The 12,875-nt window shown below is 44.4% G+C and carries 15 protein-coding genes; 6 read left to right on the top strand and 9 right to left on the bottom strand.

Going from position 1 to position 12,875, the window contains the following annotated elements:
• Positions 1 to 4: 4 nt before the first annotated feature.
• Positions 5 to 958 (bottom strand): Smr/MutS family protein, encoded by a 954-nt coding sequence (locus tag AC07NA_RS10135; RefSeq protein ID WP_494897459.1) that lies wholly within the window; start codon positions 956 to 958, stop codon positions 5 to 7.
• A gap of 255 nt (positions 959 to 1,213) precedes the next feature.
• Between AC07NA_RS10135 and AC07NA_RS10130 the strand changes: the two genes are divergently transcribed.
• Both AC07NA_RS10130 and AC07NA_RS10125 read left to right on the top strand, forming a co-directional pair.
• Positions 1,214 to 1,711, top strand: coding sequence for a DUF892 family protein (locus AC07NA_RS10130; RefSeq protein ID WP_494897458.1), 498 nt, complete (start codon positions 1,214 to 1,216; stop codon positions 1,709 to 1,711).
• Between the two features lie 202 nt (positions 1,712 to 1,913).
• Positions 1,914 to 3,785 carry a M1 family metallopeptidase gene (locus tag AC07NA_RS10125; protein WP_494897457.1) on the top strand — a complete coding sequence of 624 codons (1,872 nt, stop codon included), beginning with the start codon at positions 1,914 to 1,916 and terminating at the stop codon, positions 3,783 to 3,785.
• Positions 3,786 to 3,859: 74 nt separating this feature from the next.
• On the opposite strand, the gene AC07NA_RS10120 is transcribed toward AC07NA_RS10125, so the two are convergent.
• Positions 3,860 to 4,258, bottom strand: a complete 399-nt coding sequence (locus tag AC07NA_RS10120; RefSeq protein WP_345210223.1) for a YtxH domain-containing protein — start codon at positions 4,256 to 4,258, stop codon at positions 3,860 to 3,862.
• 201 nt (positions 4,259 to 4,459) lie between these two features.
• A complete protein-coding gene (locus tag AC07NA_RS10115) occupies positions 4,460 to 5,110 on the bottom strand; it encodes an NAD(P)-dependent oxidoreductase (RefSeq protein WP_494897456.1) in 651 nt (216 codons plus the stop codon).
• A 258-nt stretch (positions 5,111 to 5,368) separates the two neighbouring features.
• On the opposite strand from AC07NA_RS10115, the gene AC07NA_RS10110 reads away from it, so the two are divergent.
• The 3 genes from AC07NA_RS10110 to AC07NA_RS10100 all read left to right on the top strand — a co-directional run bounded on the left by AC07NA_RS10110 (position 5,369) and on the right by AC07NA_RS10100 (position 9,000).
• On the top strand, positions 5,369 to 5,734 hold the full coding sequence (locus AC07NA_RS10110) for a VOC family protein (RefSeq protein WP_345210221.1): 366 nt from the start codon (positions 5,369 to 5,371) through the stop codon (positions 5,732 to 5,734).
• Positions 5,735 to 5,846: 112 nt separating this feature from the next.
• Positions 5,847 to 8,186 carry a TonB-dependent receptor gene (locus AC07NA_RS10105; RefSeq protein ID WP_494897455.1) on the top strand — a complete coding sequence of 780 codons (2,340 nt, stop codon included), beginning with the start codon at positions 5,847 to 5,849 and terminating at the stop codon, positions 8,184 to 8,186.
• 4 nt (positions 8,187 to 8,190) lie between these two features.
• Positions 8,191 to 9,000, top strand: coding sequence for a DUF4249 domain-containing protein (locus tag AC07NA_RS10100; protein ID WP_494897454.1), 810 nt, complete (start codon positions 8,191 to 8,193; stop codon positions 8,998 to 9,000).
• A gap of 174 nt (positions 9,001 to 9,174) precedes the next feature.
• Here AC07NA_RS10100 and AC07NA_RS10095 read toward each other — a convergent pair whose 3' ends face one another.
• The 5 genes from AC07NA_RS10095 to AC07NA_RS10075 all read right to left on the bottom strand — a co-directional run bounded on the left by AC07NA_RS10095 (position 9,175) and on the right by AC07NA_RS10075 (position 11,843).
• A complete protein-coding gene (locus AC07NA_RS10095; RefSeq protein WP_345210218.1) occupies positions 9,175 to 9,363 on the bottom strand; it encodes a YtxH domain-containing protein in 189 nt (62 codons plus the stop codon).
• A gap of 340 nt (positions 9,364 to 9,703) precedes the next feature.
• The gene (locus AC07NA_RS10090; RefSeq protein ID WP_494897453.1) at positions 9,704 to 10,456 is read right to left on the bottom strand and encodes an SDR family oxidoreductase; all 753 of its coding nucleotides are present in this window, start codon (positions 10,454 to 10,456) and stop codon (positions 9,704 to 9,706) included.
• Between the two features lie 72 nt (positions 10,457 to 10,528).
• Positions 10,529 to 11,101: a Crp/Fnr family transcriptional regulator gene (locus tag AC07NA_RS10085; RefSeq protein WP_494897452.1), complete on the bottom strand. Its 573-nt coding sequence runs from the start codon at positions 11,099 to 11,101 to the stop codon at positions 10,529 to 10,531.
• Positions 11,102 to 11,111: 10 nt separating this feature from the next.
• Positions 11,112 to 11,441: a DMT family transporter gene (locus AC07NA_RS10080; RefSeq protein WP_345210216.1), complete on the bottom strand. Its 330-nt coding sequence runs from the start codon at positions 11,439 to 11,441 to the stop codon at positions 11,112 to 11,114.
• Positions 11,442 to 11,843, bottom strand: coding sequence for a winged helix-turn-helix transcriptional regulator (locus tag AC07NA_RS10075; RefSeq protein WP_494897451.1), 402 nt, complete (start codon positions 11,841 to 11,843; stop codon positions 11,442 to 11,444).
• Positions 11,844 to 11,953: 110 nt separating this feature from the next.
• Here AC07NA_RS10075 and AC07NA_RS10070 point away from each other — a divergent pair, with 110 nt between their 5' ends.
• Complete coding sequence (locus tag AC07NA_RS10070) at positions 11,954 to 12,553, top strand: FMN-dependent NADH-azoreductase (protein WP_494897450.1); 600 nt, start codon at positions 11,954 to 11,956, stop codon at positions 12,551 to 12,553.
• 65 nt (positions 12,554 to 12,618) lie between these two features.
• On the opposite strand, the gene AC07NA_RS10065 is transcribed toward AC07NA_RS10070, so the two are convergent.
• Positions 12,619 to 12,813 carry a cold-shock protein gene (locus AC07NA_RS10065; protein ID WP_345210213.1) on the bottom strand — a complete coding sequence of 65 codons (195 nt, stop codon included), beginning with the start codon at positions 12,811 to 12,813 and terminating at the stop codon, positions 12,619 to 12,621.
• Positions 12,814 to 12,875: the final 62 nt, after the last annotated feature.

Here is a 12,875-nt window from a genome sequence, read left to right as displayed (position 1 = left end):
TGTGTTATTTTAATATGGCCTTTGTAGCGCCATAGCCAAACTTCTCTTTACGGGCATCCATAAAAGTTTGCACTTTGGGGTGCTTGCTCAACAGCTTATGCAGTTCGTGGCGTAATATGCCGTTGCCTGCGCCGTGTATAAAGGTAATTTCGGGCAGTTGGTGCACAATGGCGGCATCAAGCGTTTTGTTAAAATGGGTAAGCTGTATCTTCAATATCTCGTTACTGTTGATAAACTGATGATCATCGCGCAGTTTTTCAATATGCAGGTCAACCTCAGTTACCGGTTTAACAGGTATGGCTGTTTTTTCTTCGGCTGTTTTAAAGAAGCTTTCCTTGAGTTTATCGGCATCAATTACCAGCTCGGGTTCATCTACACGAATCACCCAACCTTGTAAACCATTAACGGGCAGTTTCTTTTTCGCCCCGGCAAAATCTTTAGCCTTAAATTTTTCGGTGAACACCAACGGCTCTTCGGGCTTTACGTTTTGCTTGGTATGATAAACCACGTTCAGGCTAAACTTTGGCCATACCTGCAGATCGGCCAGTTGGGCCGAATAGATCTGCACCGAAGTATTTGGCGCTAAAATGCCCGCGTACTCGCCCTTGTACTTGCCGCCGGTATCGGTAGTAAATGATGCCAGCAACTGGAAAGAGGTTTCGTTCAGCAAATGAAAATGTACTACCGAACCCGCCTTAGCATCATTAACCACACCAATATATATGCCCTTGCTTATAAATTCGCTTGCCGGTATGGCAGCTTCTTCGGTACCTGTTTTTATTTCGGCTTTTTTACCTCCCTCGTAGCCATGTACCGTGGTTACCTTGCTGGCCAGTACAGGTATCTCAAAATCATCGTCGCCGGTTACGCCTATCATTTGCTCATCAATAATGCGGGTTACGTAACCCTCCATTTTCTCGTCTACAAAGCGCACAAAATCGCCTAATTTATATTTCATAGTATAGCAAATATAGGGTTTTGTGTGGCGATGCGTTGTTATTTACCGGGTAAATTACGCCAGACGACCGTCATATAACCATTAAAAAAATACACCTTATGTATAAGTTTTTAACTTAAGCGGCGGCGCGAATTAGTTTATAATTAAAATTCAAAATTATCCGCTTTTATAATGGTATTTTTGAAACAAGGCTCACAACCACGTGTTGTTAAACTTTTTATTATCACCTCATTAACATTTACACAAAAAACAGGTATGTCACCCAAAACGTCAGATCCGCAATTTGTAAAACAAGTATTTCTGCATCACCTTAACAGGCTTTACTTTGGCAAGCAATATATCAGCAAAACTATAGGCAGCCTTATTGAACTGGCTTCATTCAACTCGTTAAAACTGGCCTTACAGGAGTTTGGCGATGATATTAACAGCCAGATAAAACGCATGGCAGTAATATACGAACTGATAGAAGAAACCCCTTCAGATGCCAATTGCAACCCCATTAAAGCTATTGTAAAAGATAAATTTTGTTTGGATGATGCCCAGCCGGTGTCGGTTTTACTTGATACCGATGTTTTGCTTTACGTGCAGATGCTGGAGCACATTAATATCATATCCTGCCGGATGCTGAAAGCGCTATCGGTACAGTTGGACGATAAAGAAGTAGAACAGTTGCTGATAGAGTGCTTTGATGAGTCGATAGATAACGACCAGTTGTTTTTACTGATCACCAAGGAGTATATCAATGTGGACTAAAACAAAAAAACCAGGCACAAGCCCGGTTTAGGTTTTCAGTTATCTAATACCCCTATTAAAATAACTTAGTACAAACGTAAATAAATTTAACATAGTCGCACCTTTTGTAACACAATTGTTATAAAGCTGAACTAAAGGCGTTTACCCCCTATAGGCTATTTGTATTTTATAACTATCTTCGGCCTTATTTTTCTACGACCTCATGTATAAAAAACTAATTGTAGCAGCGCTGCTCGCGGCTGCTTTTACGCAAACCCGGGCGCAAAGCCTGTATATGCCCCGCGATATTCAAAAGGCATTTAAAAAGGGCACCCGCTCGCCCGATGGTAAACCCGGCGCCAAATACTGGCAAAATACCGGTAATTACAACATCAGCATTACTGCCCTGCCGCCAAGCCGCGATATTAAGGGTACCGAAACCATTACCTATTTCAATAACAGCCCCGATACCCTGAAAAGGCTGAACATGAAAATGATATTGAACATACATAAACCGGGCGCGGCAAGGTTTTATGGTGCCAATAAAGATTATTTAACACCCGGCGCGCAAATAGATAAACTTTTGGCCAACGGCGAAAGTTTAACTTACAACAACGAAGCCGCTACCACCAACATGGGTATCGTGCTTAAAAAGCCGTTGTTGCCTAAAGATTCGGTTAAGCTGGATATTGACTGGCACTACCAGATCTCATTGGAAAGCGGCCGCGAAGGGATGATTGATTCTACCACTTACTTCCTGGCATATTTTTATCCAAGGGTATCAGTTTATGATGATTATAATGGTTGGGATCGCCTCGATTTTACAGATGCGCAGGAGTTTTATAACGACTTTAACAACTATACCCTTAATGTAACCGTACCTAAAAACTATATAGTTTGGGCTACCGGTACCTTGCAAAATACCAAACAGGTGCTGCAGCCAGAATACGCTAAACGCCTGCAAAAATCATACACCAGCGATTCTACCATCCACGTAGCTACCGCGCAGGATCTGGCGAAAAAGAATATTACCACCCAAAACGCTACCAATACCTGGACATGGACCGCTAACGACATCAGCGATATGGCCGTGGGTATAAGCGACCATTATGTATGGGACGCGGCCAGCGTTATCGTCGACCCTAAAACCAAACGCCGTGCAAGTATGCAGGCTGCCTTTGCCGATGCTTCGGCAGATTTTCACCAGGCGGTACAGTTTGGCCGCAATACGCTGGGTTGGTTGTCACACAACTGGCCGGGCGTACCGTATCCGTTCCCTAAAATGACCTCGTTCCAGGGCTTTGCCGATATGGAGTACCCGATGATGTGTAACGACAGCCATACCGACGACCCTCACTTTACTCAGTTTGTACAAGATCACGAGGTAGCGCATACTTACTTTCCTTTTTATATGGGCATTAACGAAAGCCGCTATGCTTTTATGGATGAAGGTTGGGCCACTACTTTTGAATTGCTGATAGGCACATCAGAAGTGGGTAAAGAAAAAGCTGAAGCCCTGTTTAAACAATTCCGTGTAGATGGCTGGATCCATAACCCTGCTACCGCGCAGGATCTGCCGATCATCACCCCATCGAGCGAATTGAAAGCCGGTTATGGTAACAACGCTTACGGCAAACCGGCATTAAGCCACTTCGCGCTGAAAGATATGCTTGGCGACGAGCTGTTTAAGAAAGCGCTGCATGGTTATATGGATCGCTGGCATGGCAAGCACCCTATTCCGTGGGATTACTTTAACTCGATGAGCAATGTATCGGGCCAGGATTTGAATTGGTTCTTTAACAACTGGTACTTCACCAATTACTACATTGATTTGGCTATTGATAAAGTAACCAAAAGCGCGGATGGCTATGCCGTATCGGTACAAAACATAGGCGGCTTTGTTGTTCCGTTTGATGTGAAATTAACTTATGCCGATGGCACAACCGAAAGTGTACACCAAACCCCGGTTGTTTGGAAAACGAACCAAAAACAGGCCACTATCAACATAAAAACAGGCAAAACGGTTAAAACCGTAAAACTGGATGGCGGCATATTTATGGACGCTACCGAAAGCGATAACAGCTTTACATTGTAAGGCTGACAAATAGTATATAACAAGAAAAGGCCTGCTGTGAAGCGGGCCTTTTCTTATTTTCAGTAAATGCTTAATTAAGCGTTTTGTACCGAATTGTTCCAGTTATCGGCAGTAGCTTTCACTTCATCTTTAGCGCCTTCTACTTTTTCTTGTCCGTAAGTTTTAGCTTTATCGCTAAGCTCTGATGCTTTTGATTTTACAGCGTCAACAGCTTTATCGCGGTATTCGCCGGCTTCGTCAACCACGCTACCAAATTTAGCTTTCGCTTTATCTACTATATGTGATCCGTACTCTTTTGCATCGGCAGCAGCAGTACGTGCTTTTTCTTTAGTTGTATCTAACAAATCGTTGAAATAATCAGCGATTTCGTCTCTTGTAGCTTTACCGCTATCAGGCGCTAATAACAAAGCCGCAGCGGCTCCTGCAGCAGCACCTATTAAAAGTGCAGCAACTAATTTTGATTGATCTTTCATGTTTTTTTACTTTTATATAGATGTTTTACTGTACTGATAACAAATAGTATGCCGTGGTGTTTAAGTTATTTTATAATAAGTTAAACCGGGGGGCTCATCTTGTCATCGCTTCGCTGGACATCCCTCTCTGCTACGCAAAGAGGGAGTTCTCAGCTTTTGATTTCAGCTTATCTTTCAGCTTTAACCTTTTTCCTTTCAGCTTTAGCCTCGAAGCTCAGAAGCTACAAACGGCGCTTTACCTGTATATCCGGCATCTGCAATCTGCTGTACCAAAAATGCGGCGAGGTCGGCTGTGCTGATACTTTCGCCGGGGCAATCGTGCAGATCGACCAGCAACTTACCCCGTTCATCCATTTGTTTGATGACCGGCAGGCGCACAATCGTCCAATCGGTATCGCTATCGTTTAAAAGATCCAGCACGTGCTGCTTATCGGCTACTATTTCGGGATATGATTTTTTCATAAAATCCGTCATGGCTTGGGTATGTGTGTTTTTGGTGTCGCCTGGTACATCCATAGTGATGCCGGTGATCAGGATGTAACGCTTTATACCGTACTCCTTCATTGCCGCTATTATATTGGTGGTAGCAAGGGTGCTTATCAGTGGTTCATCCTGCCGCTGGCCTATGGCGCTGATCACCGCGGTGCAATCCTTAATTAACGCGCGGGCTGTTTCGGCATCGGCCATGTTACCCTCTGTAAATTGTATTTGCGGGTGCTCAAATTGCGCACGCAAATGCGGCCGTTTAAGGAGCATTTTGATGCTATACCCCTTACTGATTAACTCTTTTATAATGTATTTTCCGGCTTTACCGGTGCCGCCAATAACCGCGACCTTAATATGCTGATTCATTTGATGTGTGTCTTTTTTATAAATTTTGATAGAAATTTGAAGGCAATAATTGCCTGTGCGGATAGCCGTGGAGGCAAATCCGATCATCGGGAATGGATGATATTTATTAAGACAGTAAGATGTTGTAAAAATAGTAAATAACGACAGCCTGTCAACAATAGTGAACAATTTGTCGCGTATGCCCTTCTTTATTACGCGTTTGCCCTCATAGGCAATTACAAAAGCTTTTATATTTACGGCAAACTAAAAACACACATTATGGCAAGTTTAGTAACAGGTTTTGGCGGCTTCTTTTTCAGGGCGGCAGATCCATCGGCGCTTAGCGCATGGTATGAACAACATTTTGGTATTAACTCGATGATGAGCGGCGAACCATGGCTGCAACAAGGTGGGCCAACCGTGTTTGCGCCATTTAAGGCCACAACCAATTATTTTGGCAGGCCCGATCAGCAATTTATGCTCAATCTGCGCGTTAGCGATCTGGATACGTTGCTGGAACAGCTGCAAGCTGCCGGTGTGCGTATTGACGAAAGCCGTCATAACGACGAGATAGGCAAATTTGCATGGGTGTATGATCCTGAAGACAATAAAATTGAGCTTTGGGAACCGGGGGATGAAAGCTAATAGCCCAATGCTTTTTATTACAATTTTTGAAAGGCTTGTAACAAAAAAGAGTAGTTTTCGTCTTAACCTGCGATAATTTTATTACATACATCATTCACATCTATTGATTTACATGCAGAAACGAAACATCTACCTTACTCCCCTGCTATTACTGATCACCCTTTTTTGTACCACACCTACCTTTGCTCAAAAACGTTATACCATAAGCGGTACCGTACGCGACGCGGCCACCGGCGAAACGCTCATAGGCGCTACTGTTAAATTACAGGGCACCAGCGGGCAAACTGCCGCGGCAACCAACGCGTACGGCTTTTACTCGTTAACCGGTAACGAGGGCGAATATGAGTTTACCGTAACCTACACCGGTTACACTACCACCACTCAAAAAGTTACCCTTGATAAAAGCATAAAGCTGAATGTCGAGCTGCAATCGGGCAGTGAGTTAAAGGAGGTTACCATTACAGCTACCGACCGTAAGAACGAGAACGTGCGCAGCCCACAAATGGGTTTGGATAAGATCAACATGAAAGACCTCGACAATATACCTGTGATATTTGGCGAGAAGGATGTGCTGAAGACCATCCAGTTGCTGCCGGGTGTAAAATCGGGCGGTGAGGGTAATACCGGTTTCTTTGTACGCGGTGGCGCGGCCGATCAGAACCTGATACTGTTGGATGAGGCCACGGTTTACAACTCATCACACTTGCTGGGCTTCTTCTCTACCTTTAATGCCGACGCGGTAAAAGATGTTGGCCTGTACAAAGGCGGTATGCCCGCGCAATACGGCGGCAGGCTGTCATCAGTACTGGATGTTAAGATGCAGGATGGTAACAATAAAGAGTTTGGTGCCGAAGGTGGTATAGGCTTAATTGCTTCGCGATTAAAGGTGGAAGGGCCAATTGTTAAAAACAAGGGGTCGTTCATGATCAGCGCGAGACGTACTTATATAGATTTCCTGCTGAAAGCTTCGCCGGATTCGGCCACGCGTGGCAATACCCTCAACTTTTACGACATCAACGCTAAAGTAAATTACAAGTTTGATGACAAGAACACGCTGTTTGTATCCGGCTATTTCGGGCAGGATAACATCGGCATAAAAAACCTTTTTGATAATGATTGGGGCAATACTACCGCTACCATTCGCCTCAACCATGTGTTTAACAGCCGGTTGTTCAGCAACACATCACTCATTTACAATAAATACAGCTACAGCATTAAGTTGCTTGATGAGGATAATAATGCCGATGTAACTTCGCTTATTCGTGATTTCAACTTTAAGGAAGACCTGCAATATTTTAGCGATAAGCATACCTTACGCTTTGGTTTACAGGCAACGCACCACCGCATTGCTCCATCGGATATTACCACTTCGGGCAGTTCGAGCTTTAACGATCTGTCGATTGAAAACCGTTATGGCGTTGAGCTGGCCACCTACCTGTCCGACGAGTGGAAGGTGACCGATAAGCTAAGCTTTTTGTATGGGTTAAGGTTTAGCGGTTTCTCTTTATTAGGCCCGGGCACTTTCAATACCTACAATGCCGATGGCGAAGTAGCATCAGAAGCGACCTACAAAAGCGGCGAATTTGCCAAAAGCTATTTCAATATTGAGCCACGCTTTTCTGCAAGCTACAGCCTTGATGATGAAAACTCTATTAAGGCATCGTACAACCGCAATACACAGAATATACACATTCTTACCAATGCCAATTCAAGCTCACCTACCGATCAATATGTGATGAGCAGCAACAATATTAAACCCGAGCTTGCCGACCAGATAGCTTTCGGCTATTTTAAAAACGCAGCTAACAATGCTTACGAGTTTTCGGGCGAGGTATATTATAAATGGCTGCAAAACCAAATTGAATACAAAAATGGCGCGCAGCTGATTGCCAACGCCAATGTAGAGTCTGAACTGATCTATGGTAGCGGTCGTGCTTATGGCTTTGAGCTGTACGCTAAAAAAACTAAGGGCAGGCTTACCGGCTGGTTGAGCTACACGCTGTCGCGCACCGAACGTAAATTTGATCAGTTGAACAACGGTAATTATTTCCCGGCAAGACAGGATCGCACGCACGACCTGGCGCTGGTAGGTATTTACAACCTGAACAAACGCTGGACCTTTGCCGCCAATTATGTATACAGTACAGGTAACGCGGTGACATACCCCGCCGGAAAATATAACATAGGCGGCCTTACTACTTATTATTACACTGATCGTAATGCCAGCCGTATGCCTTATACCGGCAGGCTTGATATCAGCGCTACGCTGAAGGGGAAAGAAACCAAGAAATTTAAATCGAGCTGGTCGTTTGGGTTATATAACGCGCTTAACCGCCAAAACCCTTACGCCATCAACTTCAGGGATAAAAAGGATGATGCTACCCGTACCGAGGCCGTGCAGATATCCCTTTTCGGCGTAATACCATCAGTAACCTGGAACTTTAAATTTTAACATCATGCTTAATAAAATATATACTCTACTACTCCTTGCCATCGGCAGCCTCTTATTAGCATCGTGCGAAAAGGTAATTGATGTTGATATTAAAACCCCGCCCAACCAGCTGGTTATTGAGGGTAATATTACCGATCAATTTGGCGTACAAACTATCAGGATCAGTCAATCAGTACCATATACCGATAGTAATATATACCCACCTGTACAGGGTGCTAATGTAACCGTAACCACTAATAATGGCCTTGTACTGCATTTTCAGGAAACCTCGCCGGGCAGTTACACCTTTGGCCCGTATAAAGGCGTACCGGGCAGAATTTATACTATGACTGTAGTAACTGACAACAATACATACATTGCCAGCTCAACCATGCCTGAACCGGTAACAGCCGATTCGTTGAGCATTGTAAACCTGAAATTTGGCAGCAGCCTGCGTAAAATAGTAGCGGTTCATTACCAGGATCCGGAAGCTATTACTAACCAGTACCGCTTTATTATGAAGGTGAACAACACACTCACCAGGCGCGTATATGCCGATAACGACCGCCTTACCAACGGCAACAACGTTAAAGAACAGCTATTTTACGGCAGCGATGATGACAATGAAGAGCTGGACACCAACGATGAAGTAGAAGTGGAGATGCAGTGTATAGATAAAGATGTTTTTAAATACTGGTATACCCTGAGCCAGCAAACCCAAAACGGACCGGGTGGCGGCGTAACGCCGGGTAATCCGCCATCAAATATCAACAATAACGCTTTAGGCTATTTTAGCGCGCATACTACGCAAACGAAGAGTATAACGGTGCAGTAGGTTTAGAGAAACAAGAATAAAGAATCAGGAGACAGGAGGAAAAGCAAAAAATCACGTCATTGCGAGGTACGAAGCAATCTTTAAACTATACAGAGCGGTTCTGCTTAAGTAGAGATTGCTTCGTTCCTCGCAAGGACGTGAATTATTATTTCATACGTGTTACGTATTTGATGCTTACGATTTAACGCGTTCTTTTACGGTTTCGAGTGCTTCTTCGCCGTATTTTTTTGCTTTACCAAACCATTCGGGAGCTTTATCAACCAGTTCATCAGCTAATGATGTACCGTCGGCTCTTTTTTTAGTAATATAGCTTACTCCGTAAGCCACAGCTGCACCAATTGCAATAGATCTTAACAGGCCCATAGTTTTGAATTTTAATGTTTTATTCTGTTTAGATGCAACTATGGTGCCAGTGTTACATGTTGTGAATAGAAATAAGAGTTAAGAGTCAGGAATCAGGATAGGCATTGGTGGGAGGAGATTTTAACTCACCCTGTCATCGCTGCGCTCGACATCCCTCTCTGCTGCGCAAAGAGGGAGTTTTTTTTGGCTTTCAGCTTTTGCTTTGCGCTTTCTCCTTTCAACAGCAGCTGACTCACCCTGTCATCGCTGCGCTCGACATCCCTCTCTGCTACGCAAAGAGGGAGTTTTTTTGGCTTTGAGCTTTACCTTTCTCCTTTTACCTTTCAGCTTTCTCCTCTCCCTAAACCAACACTCCTCCCCCATCAACAACAATGCATTGGCCGGTGCTGTATTGCTGTTCCATGAGATATAGGTAGGTTTTGGCAATGTCTTCGGCTTCGCCTACGCGTTTTACCAGTAGGGTATCACCAAAATTACTGAACATGGCTTCGCGGTCGGCGGGGCTCATTTCGTTCCATAGGTCGGTTTTTACTATGCCTGGCGCTACCAGGTTTACACGTACCGGGGCCAGTTCAACGGCCAGTGCACGGGTGAGGCCTTCCATCGCGCTGCAAATACTTGATGCCACAGCCCAGCCTTTGCCCGGTCTGCTGCCTGCAATTCCGCCGGTTAATGTCATCGAACCACCTGTGTTAATATACGAGGCGGCATGCTTAACGGCGGTGAAAGCACCCCAGTAGCGGGTGTAAAAAAAGCGGCGGGCATTGTCCATATTGGTATCGGCTACATTACTTAGTTTAAGGTTTTCGCCCGCAGTGTACACCAAATGATCGAAGCCGCCTATTTTAGCGAACAAGGCCTTGATCTGTTCTTCGTCTGATAGGTCGGCTGTAAGCCCTGTGGCCGTGGCGGGCAGGCTTTTAAGCGCGCTATTTACCTTATCGATGTTTCTCGAAACTATTACTAATTGCGCGCCTGCCGCTGCGGCGGCTTGTGCTGTAGCCAGGCCAATACCCGCGCTGCCGCCAAGTATAACTACTTTTTTACCGGTTAATGAGTTGCCTGATGTTTGTTGTGCTGTTTGTGCTTTCATTGTATTGAATATTTAACAGCACAAATCTCAGCACCAGCCGGCGCCTGCCACTTACCATTTGGTAAAAAGCGATCACCTGATACTTTTACGGATACGGCTTAACGACTGCGGAGTAATACCAAGATACGAGGCCACATCGGTAAGGGAAACACGAAGGGCTACTTCGGGCTGACGTGTCATGAATTTGAGGTAGCGGCTGGTGGAGTCTTCGCCGAGATATGAATTTCGCAGGGCTATCTTGTCCAGCAAACCCTGTGTTATAATACCGGTGATGAGTTTTTTGAGATAAGGCAGCTTTTCGTAAAGCCCATCGAGCGCGGCGCGCGATATGGATAGCACCTCACTGTCACAGGCAGCTTGTATACCTTCTTCAGCAGGTACTTTATTATTAAAGCTATTGAGGATGCAGCAAAACTGGTTCTCTTTTAAAAAGAAATAAGTTACCTGGTTGCCTTTATCATTCAGCTTTACAATGCGTAATATGCCGTTGCAAATAAAGAACAGCTCTTTGCAAACACGCCCTTCATCTAAAAGCACATCTCCTTCTTTTAGGTTTCTGCTGCGCATCGCTGCCTCAATTAGTTGCCGGTCGGTCTCAGGGATATCCCCGAAAAGTTGCAGGAAGTTAATAAATACCGAAACCATATCCCGATAATTAATGTGCCGACGATTTAGACCACAGGTTGATAACGAGTACACCGGCCAGTATCAGCGCGATACCTAAAATGGCGGGCATATCCAGCTTTTGATTATACAGCACCCAGGCAATAACCGATACCAATACGATACCCACACCCGACCATATAGCATAAGCTATACCAACCGGCAATGCTTTAAGCGTGAGGTTAAGGCAGTAAAACGCTATTAAATAGCCCACAATTACAATTACCGTTGGCCAAAGTTTGGTGAACTGTGCCGATGCCTTTAAGGCGCTGGTGGCTATTACCTCGGCAATAATGGCGATAGCCAGATACAGATATTTCATTTATTCGGCAGTTTCGGAGATAGGTTCTGTTACTGTGGTTTCTTTGGGCTTGGTGCGATAACGGTCGCGGTGCTGCATACCCCACTCGCGCAATGCGCCCACTACATTATCAAGCGTGGCACTATAGGGCGTTAACTCGTATGATACGGTTACCGGCGTGGTGGCGAATACTTTACGCTCAATAAAGCCGTTGATCTCCAGCTCCTTCAATTCTTTGGAGAGTATTTTGGGCGTGATATCTTCCAGCGCACGCTGAATATCCTTAAAACGCAGCGGGCCCGATGAAAGCGCCACTATCAGCGGGAGCTTCCATTTACCGCTCAATACATACAAGGCATCGCGCACCGCTACGATACTTTGCATGCAGGTTTCACTATTATGGTTATACTTTAAATAGGTCATAAGCTTGTTACTATCCTTTAGGATACCGGTATCCTAAAGGATAGTAGTATCTTTTTGATAGTAAAGTTAAATAGGTTTGTGTCAAATAACAAATAATTAAACACAAACAAATGAAAAAGATCTTGCACATTATTTCGAGTCCAAGGGGTGCCGAATCATACAGTATCAAATTGGGTAACGCCATTATTGATAAACTAAAGGAAGAATCGCCGGAGAGCGAGGTAAAGGTTCACGACCTTACTACGGAGCTTTTTCCGCACCTGGAGGAATCGCACATTACCTCATTTTATACCTCGGCCGAACAGCGCAGCCCTGAAAGCGCCGAAGCGGTAAAACATTCGGATACGGCCATTCAGGAAATACAGGATGCCGATACCATTGTTATTGGCGCGCCGCTGTACAACTTCGGTATACACTCTACCCTTAAAGCGTGGATAGACCATATTTCGCGGGCGGGTGTAACGTTTAGCTATTCAGATAAAGGCGTTGAAGGTTTGGTGAAGAACAAGAAGGTTTACCTGGCTGTATCAAGCGGCGGCGTTTACAGCGAAGGCCCTATGCAGAGCTATGATTTTGTAGTGCCTTACCTAACCAAGTTTTTAGGCTTTATCGGCATGACGGATGTTACCGCCGTACGTGTGGAAGGTACTAACATACCTGCTTTAAAAGAGAACGCGCTGCAAAAAGCGATAGACGAAATTGCCGTGTAAATGGCACAAAAAAAAGCATCAGCCTAATAAGGCTGATGCTTGTACGATTTAATGATATATTATAATTATATAACTTTTACATTTACCGCGTTAAGGCCTTTTCTGCCGTTTTCCACTTCGAACTCTACTTTGTCGTTCTCGCGGATCTCGTCAATTAAGCCTGATGCATGAACAAATACGTCCTGGCCACCATTGCTTGGTGTAATAAAACCAAAACCTTTTGTTTCATTAAAAAATTTTACTGTTCCTTCTTTTTGCATTGTATTTTTTATTAAAGGCCGCAAGGTAGGTATAATTTATCGGTAAAATGCAAATATAATTT

Source organism: Mucilaginibacter sp. GW821-FHT07G05, from assembly GCF_059418565.1.
This window is presented reverse-complemented; position numbering and strand designations above follow the sequence as displayed.

Excerpts from the sequence above, each read along its gene's own strand:
- AC07NA_RS10120 (WP_345210223.1), bottom strand. The coding sequence starts at position 4,258 with ATGAAAGATCAATCAAAATTAGTTGCTGCACTTTTAATAGGTGCTGCT.
- AC07NA_RS10105 (WP_494897455.1), top strand. The coding sequence starts at position 5,847 with ATGCAGAAACGAAACATCTACCTTACTCCCCTGCTATTACTGATCACC.
- AC07NA_RS10130 (WP_494897458.1), top strand. The coding sequence starts at position 1,214 with ATGTCACCCAAAACGTCAGATCCGCAATTTGTAAAACAAGTATTTCTG.
- AC07NA_RS10100 (WP_494897454.1), top strand. The coding sequence starts at position 8,191 with ATGCTTAATAAAATATATACTCTACTACTCCTTGCCATCGGCAGCCTC.
- AC07NA_RS10070 (WP_494897450.1), top strand. The coding sequence starts at position 11,954 with ATGAAAAAGATCTTGCACATTATTTCGAGTCCAAGGGGTGCCGAATCA.
- AC07NA_RS10095 (WP_345210218.1), bottom strand. The coding sequence starts at position 9,363 with ATGGGCCTGTTAAGATCTATTGCAATTGGTGCAGCTGTGGCTTACGGA.
- AC07NA_RS10080 (WP_345210216.1), bottom strand. The coding sequence starts at position 11,441 with ATGAAATATCTGTATCTGGCTATCGCCATTATTGCCGAGGTAATAGCC.
- AC07NA_RS10125 (WP_494897457.1), top strand. The coding sequence starts at position 1,914 with ATGTATAAAAAACTAATTGTAGCAGCGCTGCTCGCGGCTGCTTTTACG.
- AC07NA_RS10115 (WP_494897456.1), bottom strand. The coding sequence starts at position 5,110 with ATGAATCAGCATATTAAGGTCGCGGTTATTGGCGGCACCGGTAAAGCC.
- AC07NA_RS10090 (WP_494897453.1), bottom strand. The coding sequence starts at position 10,456 with ATGAAAGCACAAACAGCACAACAAACATCAGGCAACTCATTAACCGGT.
- AC07NA_RS10075 (WP_494897451.1), bottom strand. The coding sequence starts at position 11,843 with ATGACCTATTTAAAGTATAACCATAATAGTGAAACCTGCATGCAAAGT.
- AC07NA_RS10135 (WP_494897459.1), bottom strand. The coding sequence starts at position 958 with ATGAAATATAAATTAGGCGATTTTGTGCGCTTTGTAGACGAGAAAATG.
- AC07NA_RS10065 (WP_345210213.1), bottom strand. The coding sequence starts at position 12,813 with ATGCAAAAAGAAGGAACAGTAAAATTTTTTAATGAAACAAAAGGTTTT.
- AC07NA_RS10110 (WP_345210221.1), top strand. The coding sequence starts at position 5,369 with ATGGCAAGTTTAGTAACAGGTTTTGGCGGCTTCTTTTTCAGGGCGGCA.
- AC07NA_RS10085 (WP_494897452.1), bottom strand. The coding sequence starts at position 11,101 with ATGGTTTCGGTATTTATTAACTTCCTGCAACTTTTCGGGGATATCCCT.